Source organism: Streptomyces sp. NRRL B-24085 (assembly GCF_001282115.1).
Classification (GTDB): Bacteria; Actinomycetota; Actinomycetes; order Streptomycetales; family Streptomycetaceae; genus Streptomyces.
In genome coordinates, this window is the sequence record NZ_LJBR01000040.1 from 1 (window position 1) to 16118 (window position 16118).

The window sequence follows — 16118 nt, forward strand, 5'->3', positions numbered from 1 at the left end:
GCCCGGCCCCCGCGCCCCGCCCGCCTCGGGATCGCCCTCCGGGTGCTCCCGGCCCTGCTCTTCACCGCCGTCGCCCTGGCCGGACCCTGGCTCGCCCCGCACGCCATCGACACCCCGGTCACCGCGCCGTACGCAGAACCCGGCGGCGACGCTCCCCTCGGCGGCGACCAGCTCGGCCGCGACATCCTCAGCCGCGTCCTGGCCGGAGGACGCGAACTCGTCGCCACCTCCCTCCTCGTCGCCGTCCTGGTCACCGCGGTGGCCGCCGTGCTCGGCGCGGTCAGTGCGCTGCGCCCGGCCGTCGGACGGATCGTCGAACGCGGCGCCGACGTGCTGATGCTGCTGCCCGCCGTGCTCGGCATCCTGCTCGTGACCCTGTCCTGGCCCGACGGCGGACGCCTCGCTGTCGTCACCGCGTCCGTCGTCCTCGGCGTGCCCTACGCCGTACGCCTGGTCGCCGGGGCCGCCGCACCCGTTGCGGCCTCCGGCTACGTCGAAGCGGCGGCCGTCGGCGGCGAGCGACTCGGGTACCTCGTGCTCCGGGAAGTGCTCCCCAACCTGCGGGCCACCCTGCTGGCCCTGTTCGGGCTGCGCTTCGTCGCCGCCGTCTACCTCGTCGCCACCGCCGGCTTCCTCCAGGTCGGCCCCCAACCACCCGCCGCCGACTGGGCGTTGATGATCCGCGAGAACTCCGCCGGTATCCTCCTCAACCCCTGGGCCGTCCTCGCCCCCAGCGTCGCCATCGGCCTGCTCGCCATGAGCGTCAACCTGGCGGCCGCCGCCCTCGTCCCCACGACCGGCCGGAAGGCGGTGCCCGCACTGTGAACCACATGCCCGACTGGTACTCCGACAACCACCCGCCCGACGGGGAGAAGGCCGTCCGGGTCCGCGACCTGACCGTCACCGCCCCGAACGGCCGCCTCCTGCTCGACCGGGCCGACCTCGAACTGACCCCCGGCCGCATCACCGCCGTCGTCGGCCCCTCCGGCTGCGGCAAGACCACGCTCCTGCGAGCCGTGACAGGCACCCTGCCCCCGGGCACCGAGCGCACCACGGGCAGCGTCACCGTCCTCGGCCAGGACCCCCTCGCCCTCCCGGCACCGGCCCTGCGCACCCTGCGCCGCCACCGCCTCGCCTACGTCGGCCAGGACCCCGGCTCCGCCCTCAACCCGCGCATGAAGGTACGCCGCCTGCTCACCGAAGTCGCCGTGGACAAAAGCCCCGAGGCGATCCGCGCCCAGCTCACCGAGGTCCGCCTGCCTGTCGACGACGGCCTGCCCGACCGCCGTATCGGCGGCCTGTCGGGCGGTCAGCAACGCCGGGTCGCGCTCGCCCGCGCCCTGGCCCGCCGCCCCGCCGTCCTCCTCCTCGACGAACCCACCGCGGGACTCGACCCCGCGCTGCGCGACGAGATCGCCGACCTCCTGCACCACCTCGCGGAAAGCCACGGCATAGCCATCGGCCTGTCCTGCCACGACCCCGACCTGGTCACCCGGCTCGCCGACGACGTCGTAGACCTGACCGGCCCGCGCCTCCAGCCCACCGCGAACGCCGCACCCGCCTCACGCGAACCCGTACCCACACCTGACGACGGTTCGACGCTCATCGCGTCCGGCCTGCACGCCGCCCACCTCCACCGCGGCCGCCGCGTCCCCGTACTGCACGGCATCGACCTCACCCTCTCCGCAGGAAGCAGCCTCGGCGTCGTCGGCGCCTCCGGTTCCGGCAAGACGACCCTGCTGCGCACCCTCGTCGGCCTGCACCGCGCCACCGCCGGCACCGTCAGCCTGGACGGCACCCGCCTCGCTCCCTCCGCGCACCGCCGTACCCGCGATCAGCGCCGCCGCCTCCAACTCGTGCCCCAGGACCCCCTGGGCACCCTCAACCCCAGCCGCACCATCGAGGCCACCTTGCGCCGACCGCTCCTGCTGCACCGCCGGGCCGCGCGGGCCGAGGTCCCCGCCCGCGTCCTGGAACTCCTCGACCACGTCGGCCTGCCCGCCGCCTACGCCGACCGCTACCCCCACGAACTCTCCGGCGGACAACGCCAGCGCGTCGCCGTAGCCCGCGCCCTGGCGGCCGACCCCGACGTGCTGATCTGTGACGAGGTCACCTCAGCCCTCGACGCGGACACCACCGTCGCCGTCATGGACCTGCTGGCGGATCTGCGGGACCGACGCGGCCTGTCTCTCGTCCTGGTCAGCCACGACCTGCGTCTCGTCGCCGACCGTACGGACACCCTGCTCGTGATGTCCGAGGGGCATGTCGTCGAGTCGGGGCCCACCGCAGAGCTGTTCACCTCACCGTCCCACCCGGTGACCGCGGCGCTGGCCACCGGGACGCTGCTCGGCGGCTGACTCGAGCTGCGCGATCGCTCCACTCGACGGCTGGGCGCGGCCGCGGCGGTGGTGGCCCGGTCTTCCTCTACAGTCCCGGTGTGTCGAGTACCCCGGTGCGGCTGTTGCGGTTGTTGTCCTTGCTGTCCCAGCGGCCGTCATGGACGAACCGTGAGCTTGCCGAGCGGATGGAGGTCGACGAGCGCACCGTGCGGCGGGACGTGGCGCGGCTGCGGGACCTCGGGTACGGGATCGAGTCCGATCCGGGCCCCTGGGGCGGTTACCGCATGGCGCCGGGCAGCACGGTCCCGCCGTTGAACCTGGACGACGAGGAAGCCCTGGCGGTGGCGGTCGCCTTGCGGGAAGCAGCGCTGCGCGGGGTGCTGGGCAGCGACCAGGCGGCGCTGTCCGCGCTGTTCAAGCTCCAGCGGATGCTGCCGCGCCGGGTGGCCGAGCGGCTCAGTGCGTTCGCCGACTCTGTCGTCCACACTCCGCAGGGGCCGGGTGATCCGGTATCGACGGAAGTGCTTCTCGCGCTGGCCGATGCGTGCCACCACCGCAACCGCCTGCAGATGGTCTACCGCGACCGGGAGGGCCGCAGCACCAGCCGCGCAGCCGACCCCCACCGACTCGTGCGGACCCGGAACCGCTGGTACCTGGTCGCCCTCGACGTCGAGCGCGGGCAGTGGCGGACCTTCCGGGCGGACCGTGTGGTGGAAGCGCGGCCCACCGGCCAACCGGTCCGGATCGAGAATCCACCGGATGCCGCGCGCATGGTCGCCGACATGCTGACCAGTGACTACCCGGTCTACGCGACGGTGGTGCTGCCGGTGCCCCTGGACGAGGCGCAGCGGCTCGTCCCGCCCGGGGCGGGGGTCCACGAGAGCGTCGGGCCGGATGCCACGCGCGTCACCCTCGGCGGTACGCACCTGGACGAACTCGCCGCCCGTCTTCTTGCGCTGACCCTCCCGCTCACCGTGGTGGCACCCGACGAACTGCGCACCCTGTTGCGCACACGCCTCCGCTCCCAGCTCGACGCCCTGACATCGGGGGACCGGGAGAGGATGTCTGTCAGCCACATCCCATCCCCTGACCAGGACAGGTTCTGACCGGGTCGGCTCATAGGGTGAGTAGTGAGCCTCTAGGACGAGCTCCATGACCGCTCGGCGCGTCCCACCCCGCCCGATTCATCCACCGGCAACCGACGTTGCTCCAGCGACACACGGCCACGACAGCACCGATGGAAGTCCGGTCACCGCGCCGCACCACCTCACCTGATGGAAGAGACCGCATGCCATCCGCCGACGAACTCATCGGCCGCCACGCCGTTGAAAGCCTGATCCGCGCCATCCAGACCGCCGCTCCGGACGCCGACCTCAGCTCACTGCGCGCAGCGCCAGGGCAGATCGCCCCGATGTCCCTCCGGGAACGCGCCGATCTGTTGCGTGATGCCCTGCTGGCGGACCTGCCCGGCGACTTCGCCGCGCTGGCCCGGATCGTGCGCTCCGCCCGGGACAGCGCCCCGGATTTCACCGGATGGCTGATCTGGCCGGTCACCAGTGCCCTCGCCACCCGCGCGGTCCAGGAGAACAGCCACACCGCCTTCGACGATGCGATGGCGCTGCTCGCCGACCTCACCGGGCGCCTCAGCTCGGAGTTCGCCATCAGGACCCTGCTGCGGCACGACCTCGACCGCGCCCTCGGCATCATCAGCGACTGGACCGCCTCGCCCGACGTGCATGTGCGCAGGCTCGCCTCCGAAGGCACCCGTCCCTACCTCCCCTGGGCGGTACGAGTGCCGGACATCCTGGCCCGCCCCGGAGTGACCGTGCCGGTCCTCGACGCCCTCCACCGGGACGAGAGCGACTACGTGCGCCGCTCGGTCGCCAACCATCTCAACGACCTCAGCCGGGACCACCCCGACCTCGTCGTCGACACCGCCCGCGGCTGGCTGGCCGAGCCCGACACGGCCACCGAACGCCTCGTACGCCACGGGTTGCGCACCCTCGTCAAACGCGGCCACCCCGGCGCTCTGGACCTGCTCGGCTTCACGCCCGCGGCAGTCGAGGTCGACGGACCCCACCTGGACCGCGGCACCGTTCCGTTCGGCGGCAGCGTCCGGTTCACCGCCTCGATCCGCAACACCGGCGACACCCAGGTACGCCTGGCGATCGACTACGTGGTGCACCACCGCAAGGCCAACGGCGGCCAGACCGGCAAGACCTTCAAACTCACCACCCGCACCCTCGCACCGGGCGAGCGGATCCAGGTGACCCGGGAGCACTCCTTCCGCCCGATCACGACCCGCCGCTACCACTCCGGAACGCACGCGATCTCCCTGCAGGTCAACGGAGTCGCATCGGCCCGCGCCGACTTCGAACTGGTCGATCCGGACACCCCCTGACGCACAGTCCGCTCTCTGCACCGCCGGGCAACGAAGATGATGGCGGTACTTTGTGTGGGCCGCTTCGGGGTACCCCGGTCGTCCGGACGTGTGCGAGACGAAGGAGTTCGCCTGCGATGACGAACCTGCTCGGCTTCCTCGGTGTGCTGATGCTGGCCTACCTCGTACCCGGGCCGGACTTCCTGGTGATCGTCCGGGCGGGAGCCCGGAACACGGCCCTCGGCCGCGCGGCGGCCTGGGGCGCGCAGAGCGGGCTCTGCGTCCACATGTGCGCCGCGGCGCTCGGCCTGTCGGTGATCGCGGCCCGGTCGGCGTACGCGTTCACCGTCATCAAACTGGCGGGCGCCGCCTACCTGGTGTTCCTCGGGGTCCGCGCGCTGCTCGCCGCCCGCTCCGGCGCGGCCCCGGCCCGGCCGCACCGCACTCCCGGCCGCGAGCACCCGGGAACCTTCCGCTCCAGCTTTATGGAGGGTTTCCTCACCAATGTGCTCAACCCGAAGGCCGCGCTCTTCTTCCTCAGTGTCCTGCCGCAGTTCGTGACGGGGACCGATGGATCCGCCACGGGCCAGATCTTCTTGCTCGGTGCGGTCGACATCGCGGTGGGACTGGCCTACTGGTTCGCCCTGGTCACGTTCGCCGCGCGGCTGCGGCCGCTCCTGACCGACATCGCGAAGCGCCGGATCTGGGACCGGGTCAGCGGGAGCCTGCTCATCGGGGTCGGTGTGGGGATCGCCGCCACAGACTGAGCGCGCGCAAGCACAGACCACCTCCTCGACATGCTCCAGAGCGCCGCTTCAGTCCCGCAGAACACGATCGAGTGCCGCCCGGCCTACGGGCCCCCAGTGCGGCTTGCCGCCGGGAAGGCCTCGGTCGCCGTTCTGCCCCATGAGCATCAGGAAGAGGCTCTTCATGGCGGCCAGTCCACGGGCGCGCCGGATCGCCGCCTCGTCTGCCTTCCCGTACGTGTCGAAGAACCGTACAGCGGTTCCCGCGGGCAGCAGCACCCATGCGGCGGCGAGGTCCCACGCCGGATCACCGGCGAACATGGCACCGAAGTCGACGATGCCCGAGAGCGTTCCGTCCGAGACGACGACGTTCGCGGGATGAAGGTCGCCGTGCACCCAGAGCGGCGGACCCTCCCACTCCGGCGCCGTGACAGCGTCTTCCCAGACGGCCCGGACATCGTCGGCGAGACGGTCGGGAACGACGGCATGGAAGAAGTGGTCGAAGCCATCCGTGCACTTCTTGGGGTGAGCGCCGAAGTCCGAGCTGACCGGCGCATCGGCGGGCGCCCTCCCATGGAGCGCCCGGAGAAAGCCCGCAAGTGTGTCGGCCGCGTGGGATCCGCGGCTGATCGAGCAGTGGTCCAGCGGCTCACCGGGAACCCACGTCATCACGGTCCAGTGCTTGGGAAAGCGGGCGGACGGTTCGCCGAACCGCACCGGGGTCGGCACCGGAAGGGGCAGGCGCGGCGCCAGCACCGGCAGCCACCGCCGTTCCTTGAGCTGGAGTTCCGGGGTGGGGTCCATGCGCTGCATACGCACGGCCAACTCGTCCCCAAGGCGCCACATTTGGTTGCCCCAGCCGCCCGCCACCTCGTGGATGGCCAGCCCCGCAAGGTCGGGATGCTGCTCCTGCAACAGGTCACGGACCAGGTCTGCGGTGATCACGATCTCGGAGGCGGTCATACGAAGTCACCGTACCGGGGCACGCGGAGCGGCTCTCGTGCAGGTCGACGGGCGGGTCGCCGGTCCCCGCCGGTCGCCGCTCGTCGGCGGGATGGGGACGATCAATCAGAGGGCGATCAGTCCGGCTGTTGTCTCCTCGAAGCCGCAGGCGTCGAAGTAGAACGAACGCAGGTGCTCCTCGAAGTCGACGTGGAGCCAATGGCACTTCGCGGCACGGGCTCCCTGAGCCGCGGCTGCGACCAGCGCTCCGCCGACACCGCTCCGCTGTCGCTGCTGGGCCACCACCGTGTCCAGGATGAACGCGTGAACTCCGCCGTCCCAGGCCACGTTGACGAAACCGATCAGCGAGCCGTCTTCCCACGCGCAGACCCAGCCGAGGCTGTGGCGCTCAACTCGTTTCCGCCAGTCAGTCTGAGGGACTGGATGGCCGAAGCCCTCAGCATGCAGCGCGTTGAGGGCCGTGTTGTCGAAGTCGCCCCGCCATTCGTACTTGATCGTCACGCCTTGATCGTAGGGATCAGGTCACGTCCGACAACTCAATTCCGCCCGACCCTCACAGAGCCGGTGCGGCAGGCCGGGAGCGCCGCATCCGGAACGGACCCGATGAGCGCGGATGCATGATCCGTCTTCTGCCGGAAGGACGGCCCAGGCACGTTCCGTGTCATACGGGGACCCGCTGGGCGCTTGTGGGCAGGGCCTAGTCCGAAGGAGTGGCCGCGCGGTTCATGTGGCGTAAGGAAGGCTCCATGCAGGAATGGCTTCGGCGATGCAGGACTACGTTGCCCGGGGCGGGGCACCCAGCCGCGGCGGTGCCCGTCTGCCGGCCGGATCCGCCTTGGCCTCGATCGAGGGATTGTGATGGCGACTCATACGACTGAACCGATCTCTCCCACTCCTGCGGCCGAGGGGCGCCGTGGCAGGGGACAGGTGATCGTGTCCTGGCTGACGACGACCGACCACAAGAAGATCGGTCACCTGTACCTGATCACCTCGTTCTGCTTCTTCCTGGTCGGCGGGGTGCTGGCGATGGCGATCAGGGCGGAACTGGCCCGGCCCGGGCTCCAGTTCCTCTCCAGCGAGCAGTACAACCAGGCGTTCACCATGCACGGCACGATCATGCTGCTGCTGTTCGCCACCCCGACCTTCGCCGGGTTCGCCAACGCGATCATGCCGCTGCAGATCGGTTCTCCCGACGTAGCCTTCCCGCGGCTGAACATGTTGTCCTACTGGTTTTTCCTGCTCGGCGGGCTGATCGTCATGGGCAGCTTCCTCACCCCACAGGGCGCCGCCGACTACGGATGGACCGCCTACACCCCGCTCAGCGGGCCCATCCGCAGCGGTTACGTCGGCGCCGACCTGTGGATCATGGGCCTGGCACTGGCCGGGTTCGGCACGATCCTGGGCGCGGTCAACTTCATCACCACCATCATCTGCATGCGCGGCCCCGGGATGACCATGTTCCGCATGCCGATCTTCACCTGGAACGTGCTGCTCACCTCGGTGCTGGTCCTTTTCGCCTTCCCCGTACTGGCCGCGGCGCTGTTCGCGCTGGAGGCGGACCGGAAGTTCGGGGCGCACGTCTTCGACGCCCAGTACGGTGGGGCACTTCTATGGCAGCACCTGTTCTGGTTCTTCGGCCACCCCGAGGTCTACATCCTCGCCCTGCCCTTCTTCGGCGTGATCACCGAGATCATCCCGGTGTTCTCCCGCAAGCCGATCTTCGGTTACATGGGCCTGGTCGGCGCGACCATCGCCATCGCCGGTCTGTCCGTGACGGTGTGGGCGCATCACATGTTCGCCACCGGGGCTGTGCTGCTGCCGTTCTTCTCCTTCATGACCTATCTGATCGCCGTGCCGACGGGGGTGAAGTTCTTCAACTGGATCGGCACCATGTGGAAGGGCTCGCTGTCCTTCGAACCACCCATGCTGTGGGCGGCCGGCTTCCTGGTCACCTTCCTCTTCGGCGGCCTGACCGGCGTCATCCTCGGCTCACCGCCCCTGGACTGGCACGTCACCGACACCTACTTCGTCGTCGCGCACTTCCACTACGTCCTCTTCGGCACGATCGTGTTCGCGATGTTCGGCGGATTCAGCTTCTGGTGGCCGAAGATGACCGGCACGATGCTCGACCACCGCCTGGAGAAGATCCACTTCTGGACACTGTTCCTCGGCTTCCACACCACCTTCCTCGTCCAGCACTGGCTGGGTGCCGAGGGCATGCCCCGCCGCTACGCCGACTACCTGGCCGCCGACGGCTTCACCGCCCTGAACACGGTCTCCTCCATCGGCGCCTTCCTCCTCGGCCTGTCCACGCTGCCGTTCCTCTACAACGTCTGGAAGACCGCCAAGTACGGCGAACGCGTCAAGGTCGACGACCCCTGGGGCTACGGTCGCTCACTGGAGTGGGCCACCTCCTGCCCGCCGCCTCGCCACAACTTCGTCACGCTGCCCCGGGTGCGCTCCGAGTCCCCGGCCTTCGACCTGCACCACCCGGACATCGCCCAGTTCGACCAGGCGGAGTCCACCGGCAAGCGTGACGTGCTGGAGGCCGAAGGGCACAAGGGCGACCGGCCATGATCAGGGGACGGGTTCGACGCTCACATGCGGACCAGGCCTCCGTTCTCGCCGCCGAGGCCGAGGGCTACCTCCTGTTGCGCAGTCACTACGACAACGCCCGCCGTGAGGCAGGGGAGTTGTGCGCGAAAATGCCCTGGCTGACCACCGCCCAGGCCGAGGACCTGGCCCACCACTACTGCGAGCGGCGCATGCTGCTCACCCGTCACATGCTGCGCGCCACCGTCCAGCGCGCCGACCAGCTGTGCCAGGAGTACGAGAACCGTTACCAGGAACTACGCCGCGCACTGCTCAAGCGGCATGCCGCCTGCGCGTCAGCAGTGATGGCCTGCGCCGCCGGTGTGGGTGCGGCGGTGGGCGTGCTGGCACGCTGACGGGCGGGCCGTGCCCAGGCACGCTGCCGGCGTACGGCATGCCCCGCACTGTCGGACTAGGCCGACCTGACGCCCGCCCGACCTCATGCGACTTCCAGAAGGTCGGGAGTCCGGAGGTCAGGACATCAATCGGCGATCGCGTCTGGGTCAGTACGCCACAGTCACGATCGGTACCGCCCGTTCCCCGCTGCCCTCATGGGCCGCCGACCTCCATATCCGCGGCGGGTACGGCTTCCGGGACCGACGCCGACGCCGCCCCATTCACGGTCCCCTGGTTGGCGTGCCGGTGCAGGGGAGCGAGCACGGTCAGGCCCCCGATGAGTACGACGACGAAGAAGGCGCCGAATGCGGTGGCCCCGGTCAGCAGTCCCGGCATCAGCCCGTGCGCGGTCACTACGGCGCCCAGGGCGGGGGCCCCGACGCCTTGCGCGGCGTAGCCGATGAGGTATCCGCCAGAGACCATGCCGGCCCGGTGATGCGGAGCCGCGTACCGGTTGAAGACCGTCAGTCCGCCGGCGAAGTCGAAGGCGTAGGCGGCGCCGGCCACAGCCGAGGCGAGGAAGAAGAGCGCCAGCGAGTGCTCCACGCCGGTGAGGACGAACAGCCATACCGCCGCGAGCGACCCTGCCGCCCCGAGGACAACGAGGTGCCAGACCGACATGCGCCGGGCCACGAGGGCGAAGACCGTGATGCACGCCGCGAAGACCGACAGGAGGGCGCCTGTGACCAGGGCGTTGCTCGAACCGGCGAGCTGGTGGGCGATCTTGGCGCCGAGCGGCAGCACGATCGCCCCGAGCAGGAACGACGACGCGAAGGCGATCGCGCCAGCCACGAAGACGACGCGGCTGCCACGGGGGATGACGATCGGCCGGATGCGCCACGGCTCCTTGGTCTCGTCCGCCGTGTGGCGCGGCATGCACAGGACCAGGCACGCCACGGCCGCGATCGAGACGGCAAGGACGAAGAAATCGAGGTGCAGGGGGAAGGGTCCGTACTCGGTCAGGGCGCCGCCCACCAGCATCGCCAGCCCGATGCCGAGAGCCGATATCGCCGTACTGAGGGCGCCGGCGCGCTTCTCCTTGCCGGGTGCGCTGAACTCGACCATGGCCACACTCGCGGGGCTGATGGACAGACCGACGCCGATACCCATGAAGACACGGCCGATCAGCAGCCATACGACGTCACCGGCGACCGCGAAGAGCAAGGCACCGGTCAACTCCGCGGCGAGCCCGACCAGGATGGACGCACGTCTGCCGATGTGGTCGGAGAGGTCACCGAAAATGATCAGGACCGGGATCAGAGTGATCGGATACGCGGCGAAGATCCAGGTGATGGCGGTCGTCGAGACACCCCACTCGGCCTGGTAGAGCGGATAGGTCATGGTCGGGCAGGCGCTGGTCCACAGCGCGAGTGCCACCACCGCGCCGGCGGTCCAGAAGCTTGCGCGTGTTCCTAGGAGCGGCACGGGGCCTCCTGTGTGTGACGGGGTCTTGGATCGCCGTAAGGGGCTGAATATCACTAAGCAACCTAGCCAGCTAGATTGTATTTCGCAACTTAAGGTCCATGCCCGTGACGGATCTGTCCTGACCGAGGCGTGGCGCACTGCCGACGCCTGCTCGATGCCCGTCACCACCCCAGCATCGTCCTCTCAGGACGGGGCTGAGCCGGACGCTGGAAGCGGCCTCGCGGTGGCGCACGCTGGCAGGGCGGTCGCCGAACGGCGGTGACCGTCCGAACGGGAGACACGTATGAGCATCAGGACACACGCGATCGGAAGCCAGGGACTGACAGCGTCGGTCGAGGGCCTGGGGACCATGGGAATGACCGCCATGTACGGGACCCGGGACGACGCCGGGTCGGTGGAGACGATCCACCGGGCGATCGAACTCGGGGTGACCCTCTTCGACACGGCGGACATGTACGGCCCGTTCACCGGAGAGGAACTGCTCGGGCGGGCGGTCGCGCCGTACCGGGACCGGGTGCTGCTGGCGACGAAGTTCGGCGGGCTGACCCTGGACGAGTCCGGCAAGGTGGTCGGTGGCCCGAACGGACGGCCGAGTTATGTGCGGCGCGCGGTGGAGGGTTCACTGCGCAGGCTGGGCACGGACCGCATCGACCTGTACTACCAGCACCGTGTCGACCCGAACGTGCCGGTGGCCGAGACCTTCGGCGCGCTGGGCGAGTTGGTCGCCGAGGGCAAGGTGCGCTACCTCGGTGTCAGCGAGGCGTCCGTCGAGACCATCCGCGCCGCCCACGCCGCCGCGCCGCTGTCGGCCGTGCAGACCGAGTACTCGCTGTTCACCAGAACGGTGGAGGGCAACGGGGTGCTCGACGCGGTGCGCGAGCTCGGCATCGGCTTCGTGGCGTACGCCCCACTGGGCCGCGGGTTCCTCACGGGACGGCTGCGCTCGCTCGACGAGCTGCCGCAGAACGACTGGCGGCGCACCGCACCTCGCTTCAGTGGCGAGAACTTCGCGCACAACCTCGCCTTGGCCGACCGGGTGCGCGCGATCGCCGAGAAGCACGACATCACCCCGGGGCAGCTGGCTCTGGCCTGGGTGCTGGCTCAGGGCGTCACCGCCATCCCCGGCACCAAGCGGCGCAGCTATCTGGAGGAGAACGTGGCCGCCGCGGCGCTCACACTGGACGCGGGGACGCTGAGCGACCTCAGCGAGATGATCGGGTCCGAGGAGGTGGCCGGTGAGCGGTACTTCCCGGAGGGAATGAAGGCCATCCAGGAATGAACGGCAACCACAACGACCTCGGTGACTTCCTGCGGGCCCGGCGTGAGGCACTGCGGCCGGCCGATGTCGGGCTGGTCGCGGGCGGCCGCCGCCGGACCCCCGGGCTGCGACGCTCCGAGGTGGCGCTGCTGGCGAACATCTCGGTCGACTACTACGAGCGACTGGAGCAGTCCCGCAACGCCCACCCCTCGCAGGCGATGCTGGCGAGTCTGGCAGGGGCGCTGCGTCTGTCGGTGGACGAGCGCGACCACCTCTACCGGCTCGCCGGTCACGCCCCTCCGCGTGGCGGGGGAGCCGGCCGGTACGTCGACCCGGCCATGATGTTCCTGCTCGACGCCCTGACGACGGTGCCGGCCCAGGTCATGGACGGCCTCTCCACGATGCTCGCCCAGAACCGGCTCAGCCAGGCGCTGTTCGGCTCGTGGGCGGTGGGGGACGCGCGAGCCGGCAACGTGACGTGGCGCTGGTTCACCGACCCTGCCTCGCGGGCGCTGAACGTCGCCGAGGAGCACGAGCAGATCGGCCGCGACTATGTGGCGGACCTGCGGAGCGCGGTCGCGCGGCTCGGCAGGGACGCCGCTGCGGACAGCCTCATCGCCGACCTCCTCCAGGCCAGCGACGAGTTCGCCCGCTACTGGGGCGAGATGGCCGTCAAACCGCTGAGTTCCACGCGGAAGCGGCTGGTGCATCCGCATGCGGGGCTGCTCGACGTCCAGTGCGACGTCGTCCTCGGCTCTGCGACGGGTCATCGCATGGTGATCTTCCGGCCGCAACCCGGGTCGGGCACCGCCGAGCACTTCGAGTTCCTGCAGGTGCTCGGAGAGCAGACCTTCGAGGCGTGACGGCGCGGACGCCGGCCGCCGCGCGCGCCGCAGCGGCCCGCTGGGGGGCCGATGCCGGGCAGGAGCGCGTTGTCGTCTGCGCCGGTGCCGGTCCGGCGGGCGCGGAGGTCGTTGACGTAGCAGCCCTGACTGAGCATTCGCCGCAACCTGTCGGACCGATGCCTGCCCCTGCCCCGTGAAGTACTTCTCACCCAAAGATGTGGACGCGGCGTTCATATTCTGCTTATATGAACTCAGCGTTCATTTCGAGCGGAGGAGAGAGACCCATGACCACCACCCCCAGCACCCCGAACACCGCCCCCCGTGTCGCGCTCGTCACCGGCGGTTCCGGTGGCATCGGCAAGGCCGTCGTCGAGCGGCTCGCCGAGGACGGATTCGCCGTCGCGGTGCACTACGCAGGCAACAAGGGCAAGGCGGAAGCCGTCGTCGAGAAGATCAAGGCGTCCGGTGGCCAGGCCATCGCCGTCGGCGGGGACGTGGCCGACGAGCGGGAGATGGAAGCCGCGTTCGACGCCGTGGAGACCGCGTTCGGCGGCATCGACGTCGTGGTCAACGGCGCCGGGATCATGGTCCTCGCACCGATCGCCACGATGGACCTGGACGACCTCGACCGGATGCACCGCACGAACATCCGCGGCACCTTCGTCGTCTCCCAGCAGGCCGCTCGCCGGGTCCGGCGGGGCGGTGCGATCATCAACGTCTCCACGTCGGTCACCCGCACCCAACTGCCCACGTACGGCGCCTACGTCGCCAGCAAGGCCGCCGTGCAGGGCATCACGCTGATCCTGGCCCGCGAACTGCGCGGCAAGGACATCACCGTCAACACGGTCGCGCCCGGTCCGATCGCCACCCCCCTCTTCCTCGAGGGCAAGGACGAGGCCACCGTCGCCAACTTCGCCAAGGCCACGCCGCTGGAGCGGCTGGGCGAGCCCGAGGACGTCGCCGAGTCGGTCGCCTTCCTGGCCGGCCCCGCCCGCTGGGTCAACGGCCAGGTCCTCTACACCAACGGCGGTCTCGCCTGACGGCCGCGCAGCCACCCCTCCACCACCTCCCGGCAACCATCCGAAGGAAGAGACCCATGTCATCCGTCGTTCTGATCACCGGTGCCGCCACGGGCATCGGCAACCTCACCGCCCGGGCGCTCGCCGCCGCCGGCCACACCGTCTACGCCAGCATGCGCGACCCCCGGGGCCGCAACGCCGGCCACGCGGAGGAGCTTCTGGAACTCGGCCGCCGCGAGGGTCAGGACATCCGCGTCGTCGAGCTCGACGTGCAGTCCGACGCCTCGGCCGAGGCGGCCGTCGCGACCGTCCTCGACGAGGCGGGCCGGCTCGACACGGTGGTCCACAACGCCGGACACCTCTACGTCGGCTACGTCGAGGCGTTCACGCCCGAGGACATCCAGCGGCTGCTGGACATCAACGCGGTCGGCATCCAGCGCGTCAACCGGGCGGCCCTGCCGCACATGCGCGCCCGCCGCTCCGGCACCCTCCTGTACGTCGGCAGCACCACCTCCGTGGTGGTGCCGCCCTTCCTCGGTCCCTACGTGGCGTCGAAGTTCGCCGCCGACGCGCTGGCCCAGGTGACCGCGTACGAGGTCGGCCAGTTCGGTATCGAGACCACCATCGTGATGCCGGGGCCCTTCACCCAGGGAACGGAGCACTTCCCCAACGCCAGCCGGGCCGGTGACGCGGAGCGCACCCGCGCCTATGCCGCCCTGGACGCGATGGTGGCCCGCAACGAGGAGGCCACGGAGGGACTGTTCCCGCCCGGGGCGGACGCCCACCCGCGTGCCGTGGCCGAGGAGATCGTCCGCGTTCTCGCCCTCCCGGCCGGCACCCGACCCTTCCGCACTGTGGTCGACTTCAGCCAGGCCGGGGTGGAGGAGGTCAACGAGGTCCTGCGCCGGGCCCAGGAGCAGTTCGTCACCCGTCTCGGCTTCGGCGAGCTCCTCCACGTCAAGGAATCGCAGTCCTGAGGCGCGACGAGGACCATGATGTCCATCCGGCCGCGCCGTCCTCGGGTCAGCGCGGTAGCGCGGCCGGCCACCCCCCACAGACCCGGACCAATGCAGAGAGAGAAGCCATGTCCAGCACAGCACTGCCCTCCGCGATCCGCACGTTCATCGACGCGACCAACAGCGCCGACTCCGAGGCCTTCGTCGCCGCGTTCACCGCCGACGCGCGTCTGAACGACTGGGGCCGTGAGTTCCACGGCCACGACGGCATCCGGGACTGGGACCGCACTGACAACATCGGCGTCCAGAGCCGGTTCGAGCTGCTCGGCCTGGAGCCGGGCGACGATCCGGACACCTACGTCGTGAACCTGCGAGTGAGCGGCAACGGCTACAACGGCACCGGCCCGATGGTCTTCCGCCTGCGCGACGGCCTGATCGCGGACCTGCGCATCGGGTGAGCGAGCGGCCGGACCACGCCGAGACCGTACGGTTTCCTAGACTGGGCCGATCCCGGAACGGGCGAGGGAGAGAGAACGTGACGAAGCAGGCCGAGGGCACCGAGGAGCGCCCGGCGCGGGGACGCGGGCGCCGACCGGCCGACGAGGTCCGCGCGGACGTCTTCCGGGTGGTCGGGGAGATTCTCCTGGAGCAGGGCATTTCCGACCTGACCTTCGAACGGGTGGCCCGCCTGTCCGGTGTCAGCAAGACGACGCTGTACAAGTGGTGGCCCTCCAAGGGAGCCCTCGCCCTGGACGGCTACTTCCACGCCGTCGAGGAAACCCTCGCCTTCGAGGACACCGGTGACATCCGCGCCGACCTCACGAGCCAGTTGCGCGCGTTCGCCCGCATCATGACCCGCACGCCGGCGGGCCGGGTGGTCACCGAACTGATCGGCCAGTCCCAGACCGACGAGGACCTGGCCACCGCCTTCCGCTCCCTCTACTCCTCCGAGCGACGGCGGCTGGCCGGGGAGCGCCTGCTGCGGGCCAGGGAGCAGGGCCAGATCCGGGCCGATGTCGACGTCCAGGTTCTCGTCGACCAACTCTGGGGCGCCGTGTACCACCGGTTGCTCATCCCGGACGAGCCCGTGACGGAGGACTTCGTGGTCGCGCTGGTCTCCAACGTGCTCGACGGAATCGCCCCGTCACCGCGGACGACCTGACGGGTGAGTGACAAGGCCGACCGCCACGGGCTCTGGG

General features: G+C 70.2%; 16 protein-coding genes. 13 read left to right on the forward strand and 3 right to left on the reverse strand.

From position 1 onward, the window contains the following. The first annotated feature begins 30 nt into the window (after positions 1-30). The 5 genes from AOJ26_RS05890 (at position 31) to AOJ26_RS05910 (ending at position 5486) form a co-directional block, all read left to right on the forward strand. Complete coding sequence (locus AOJ26_RS05890) at positions 31-825, forward strand: ABC transporter permease (RefSeq protein WP_234358473.1); 795 nt, start codon at positions 31-33, stop codon at positions 823-825. Further along, positions 822-2357, forward strand: coding sequence for an ATP-binding cassette domain-containing protein (locus AOJ26_RS45030; RefSeq protein WP_053847097.1), 1536 nt, complete (start codon positions 822-824; stop codon positions 2355-2357). The genes AOJ26_RS05890 and AOJ26_RS45030 overlap by 4 nt, the downstream gene beginning before the upstream one ends. Positions 2358-2437: 80 nt before the next feature. Next, positions 2438-3445, forward strand: a complete 1008-nt coding sequence (locus AOJ26_RS05900; protein WP_053847098.1) for a helix-turn-helix transcriptional regulator — start codon at positions 2438-2440, stop codon at positions 3443-3445. A 182-nt stretch (positions 3446-3627) separates the two neighbouring features. Then, positions 3628-4740 carry a DNA alkylation repair protein gene (locus AOJ26_RS05905; RefSeq protein ID WP_053847099.1) on the forward strand — a complete coding sequence of 371 codons (1113 nt, stop codon included), beginning with the start codon at positions 3628-3630 and terminating at the stop codon, positions 4738-4740. A gap of 116 nt (positions 4741-4856) precedes the next feature. Further along, positions 4857-5486, forward strand: a complete 630-nt coding sequence (locus tag AOJ26_RS05910) for a LysE family translocator (protein ID WP_053847100.1) — start codon at positions 4857-4859, stop codon at positions 5484-5486. Positions 5487-5534: 48 nt separating this feature from the next. Here AOJ26_RS05910 and AOJ26_RS05915 read toward each other — a convergent pair whose 3' ends face one another. Beyond that, positions 5535-6428, reverse strand: coding sequence for an aminoglycoside phosphotransferase family protein (locus AOJ26_RS05915; RefSeq protein ID WP_053847101.1), 894 nt, complete (start codon positions 6426-6428; stop codon positions 5535-5537). A 105-nt stretch (positions 6429-6533) separates the two neighbouring features. Further along, the gene (locus AOJ26_RS05920; RefSeq protein WP_053847102.1) at positions 6534-6929 is read right to left on the reverse strand and encodes a GNAT family N-acetyltransferase; all 396 of its coding nucleotides are present in this window, start codon (positions 6927-6929) and stop codon (positions 6534-6536) included. 357 nt (positions 6930-7286) lie between these two features. On the opposite strand from AOJ26_RS05920, the gene ctaD reads away from it, so the two are divergent. Together ctaD and AOJ26_RS05930 are read left to right on the forward strand one after the other, a co-directional pair. Continuing rightward, positions 7287-9005, forward strand: a complete 1719-nt coding sequence (gene ctaD / locus AOJ26_RS05925; RefSeq protein ID WP_078959762.1) for a cytochrome c oxidase subunit I — start codon at positions 7287-7289, stop codon at positions 9003-9005. Further along, positions 9002-9376, forward strand: a complete 375-nt coding sequence (locus AOJ26_RS05930) for a hypothetical protein (RefSeq protein WP_179200281.1) — start codon at positions 9002-9004, stop codon at positions 9374-9376. The genes ctaD and AOJ26_RS05930 overlap by 4 nt, the downstream gene beginning before the upstream one ends. Before the next feature lie 193 nt (positions 9377-9569). Here AOJ26_RS05930 and AOJ26_RS05935 read toward each other — a convergent pair whose 3' ends face one another. Next, positions 9570-10841 carry an MFS transporter gene (locus AOJ26_RS05935; RefSeq protein ID WP_143663554.1) on the reverse strand — a complete coding sequence of 424 codons (1272 nt, stop codon included), beginning with the start codon at positions 10839-10841 and terminating at the stop codon, positions 9570-9572. A gap of 289 nt (positions 10842-11130) precedes the next feature. Here AOJ26_RS05935 and AOJ26_RS05940 point away from each other — a divergent pair, with 289 nt between their 5' ends. The 6 genes from AOJ26_RS05940 to AOJ26_RS05965 all read left to right on the forward strand — a co-directional run bounded on the left by AOJ26_RS05940 (position 11131) and on the right by AOJ26_RS05965 (position 16081). Further along, entirely contained in the window at positions 11131-12120 is a 990-nt protein-coding gene (locus AOJ26_RS05940) for an aldo/keto reductase (RefSeq protein ID WP_373413171.1), read from the forward strand. Next, positions 12117-12962 (forward strand): helix-turn-helix domain-containing protein, encoded by an 846-nt coding sequence (locus AOJ26_RS05945; RefSeq protein WP_053847106.1) that lies wholly within the window; start codon positions 12117-12119, stop codon positions 12960-12962. Before AOJ26_RS05940 ends, AOJ26_RS05945 begins: the two co-directional genes overlap by 4 nt. Positions 12963-13228: 266 nt before the next feature. Further along, positions 13229-13984 carry an SDR family oxidoreductase gene (locus AOJ26_RS05950; RefSeq protein ID WP_053847107.1) on the forward strand — a complete coding sequence of 252 codons (756 nt, stop codon included), beginning with the start codon at positions 13229-13231 and terminating at the stop codon, positions 13982-13984. Between the two features lie 56 nt (positions 13985-14040). Beyond that, on the forward strand, positions 14041-14940 hold the full coding sequence (locus AOJ26_RS05955; RefSeq protein ID WP_053847108.1) for an SDR family oxidoreductase: 900 nt from the start codon (positions 14041-14043) through the stop codon (positions 14938-14940). 107 nt (positions 14941-15047) lie between these two features. Continuing rightward, entirely contained in the window at positions 15048-15377 is a 330-nt protein-coding gene (locus AOJ26_RS05960; RefSeq protein ID WP_053847109.1) for a nuclear transport factor 2 family protein, read from the forward strand. A 77-nt stretch (positions 15378-15454) separates the two neighbouring features. Continuing rightward, complete coding sequence (locus AOJ26_RS05965; protein ID WP_053847110.1) at positions 15455-16081, forward strand: TetR/AcrR family transcriptional regulator; 627 nt, start codon at positions 15455-15457, stop codon at positions 16079-16081. The last annotated feature ends 37 nt before the right edge of the window (positions 16082-16118 follow it).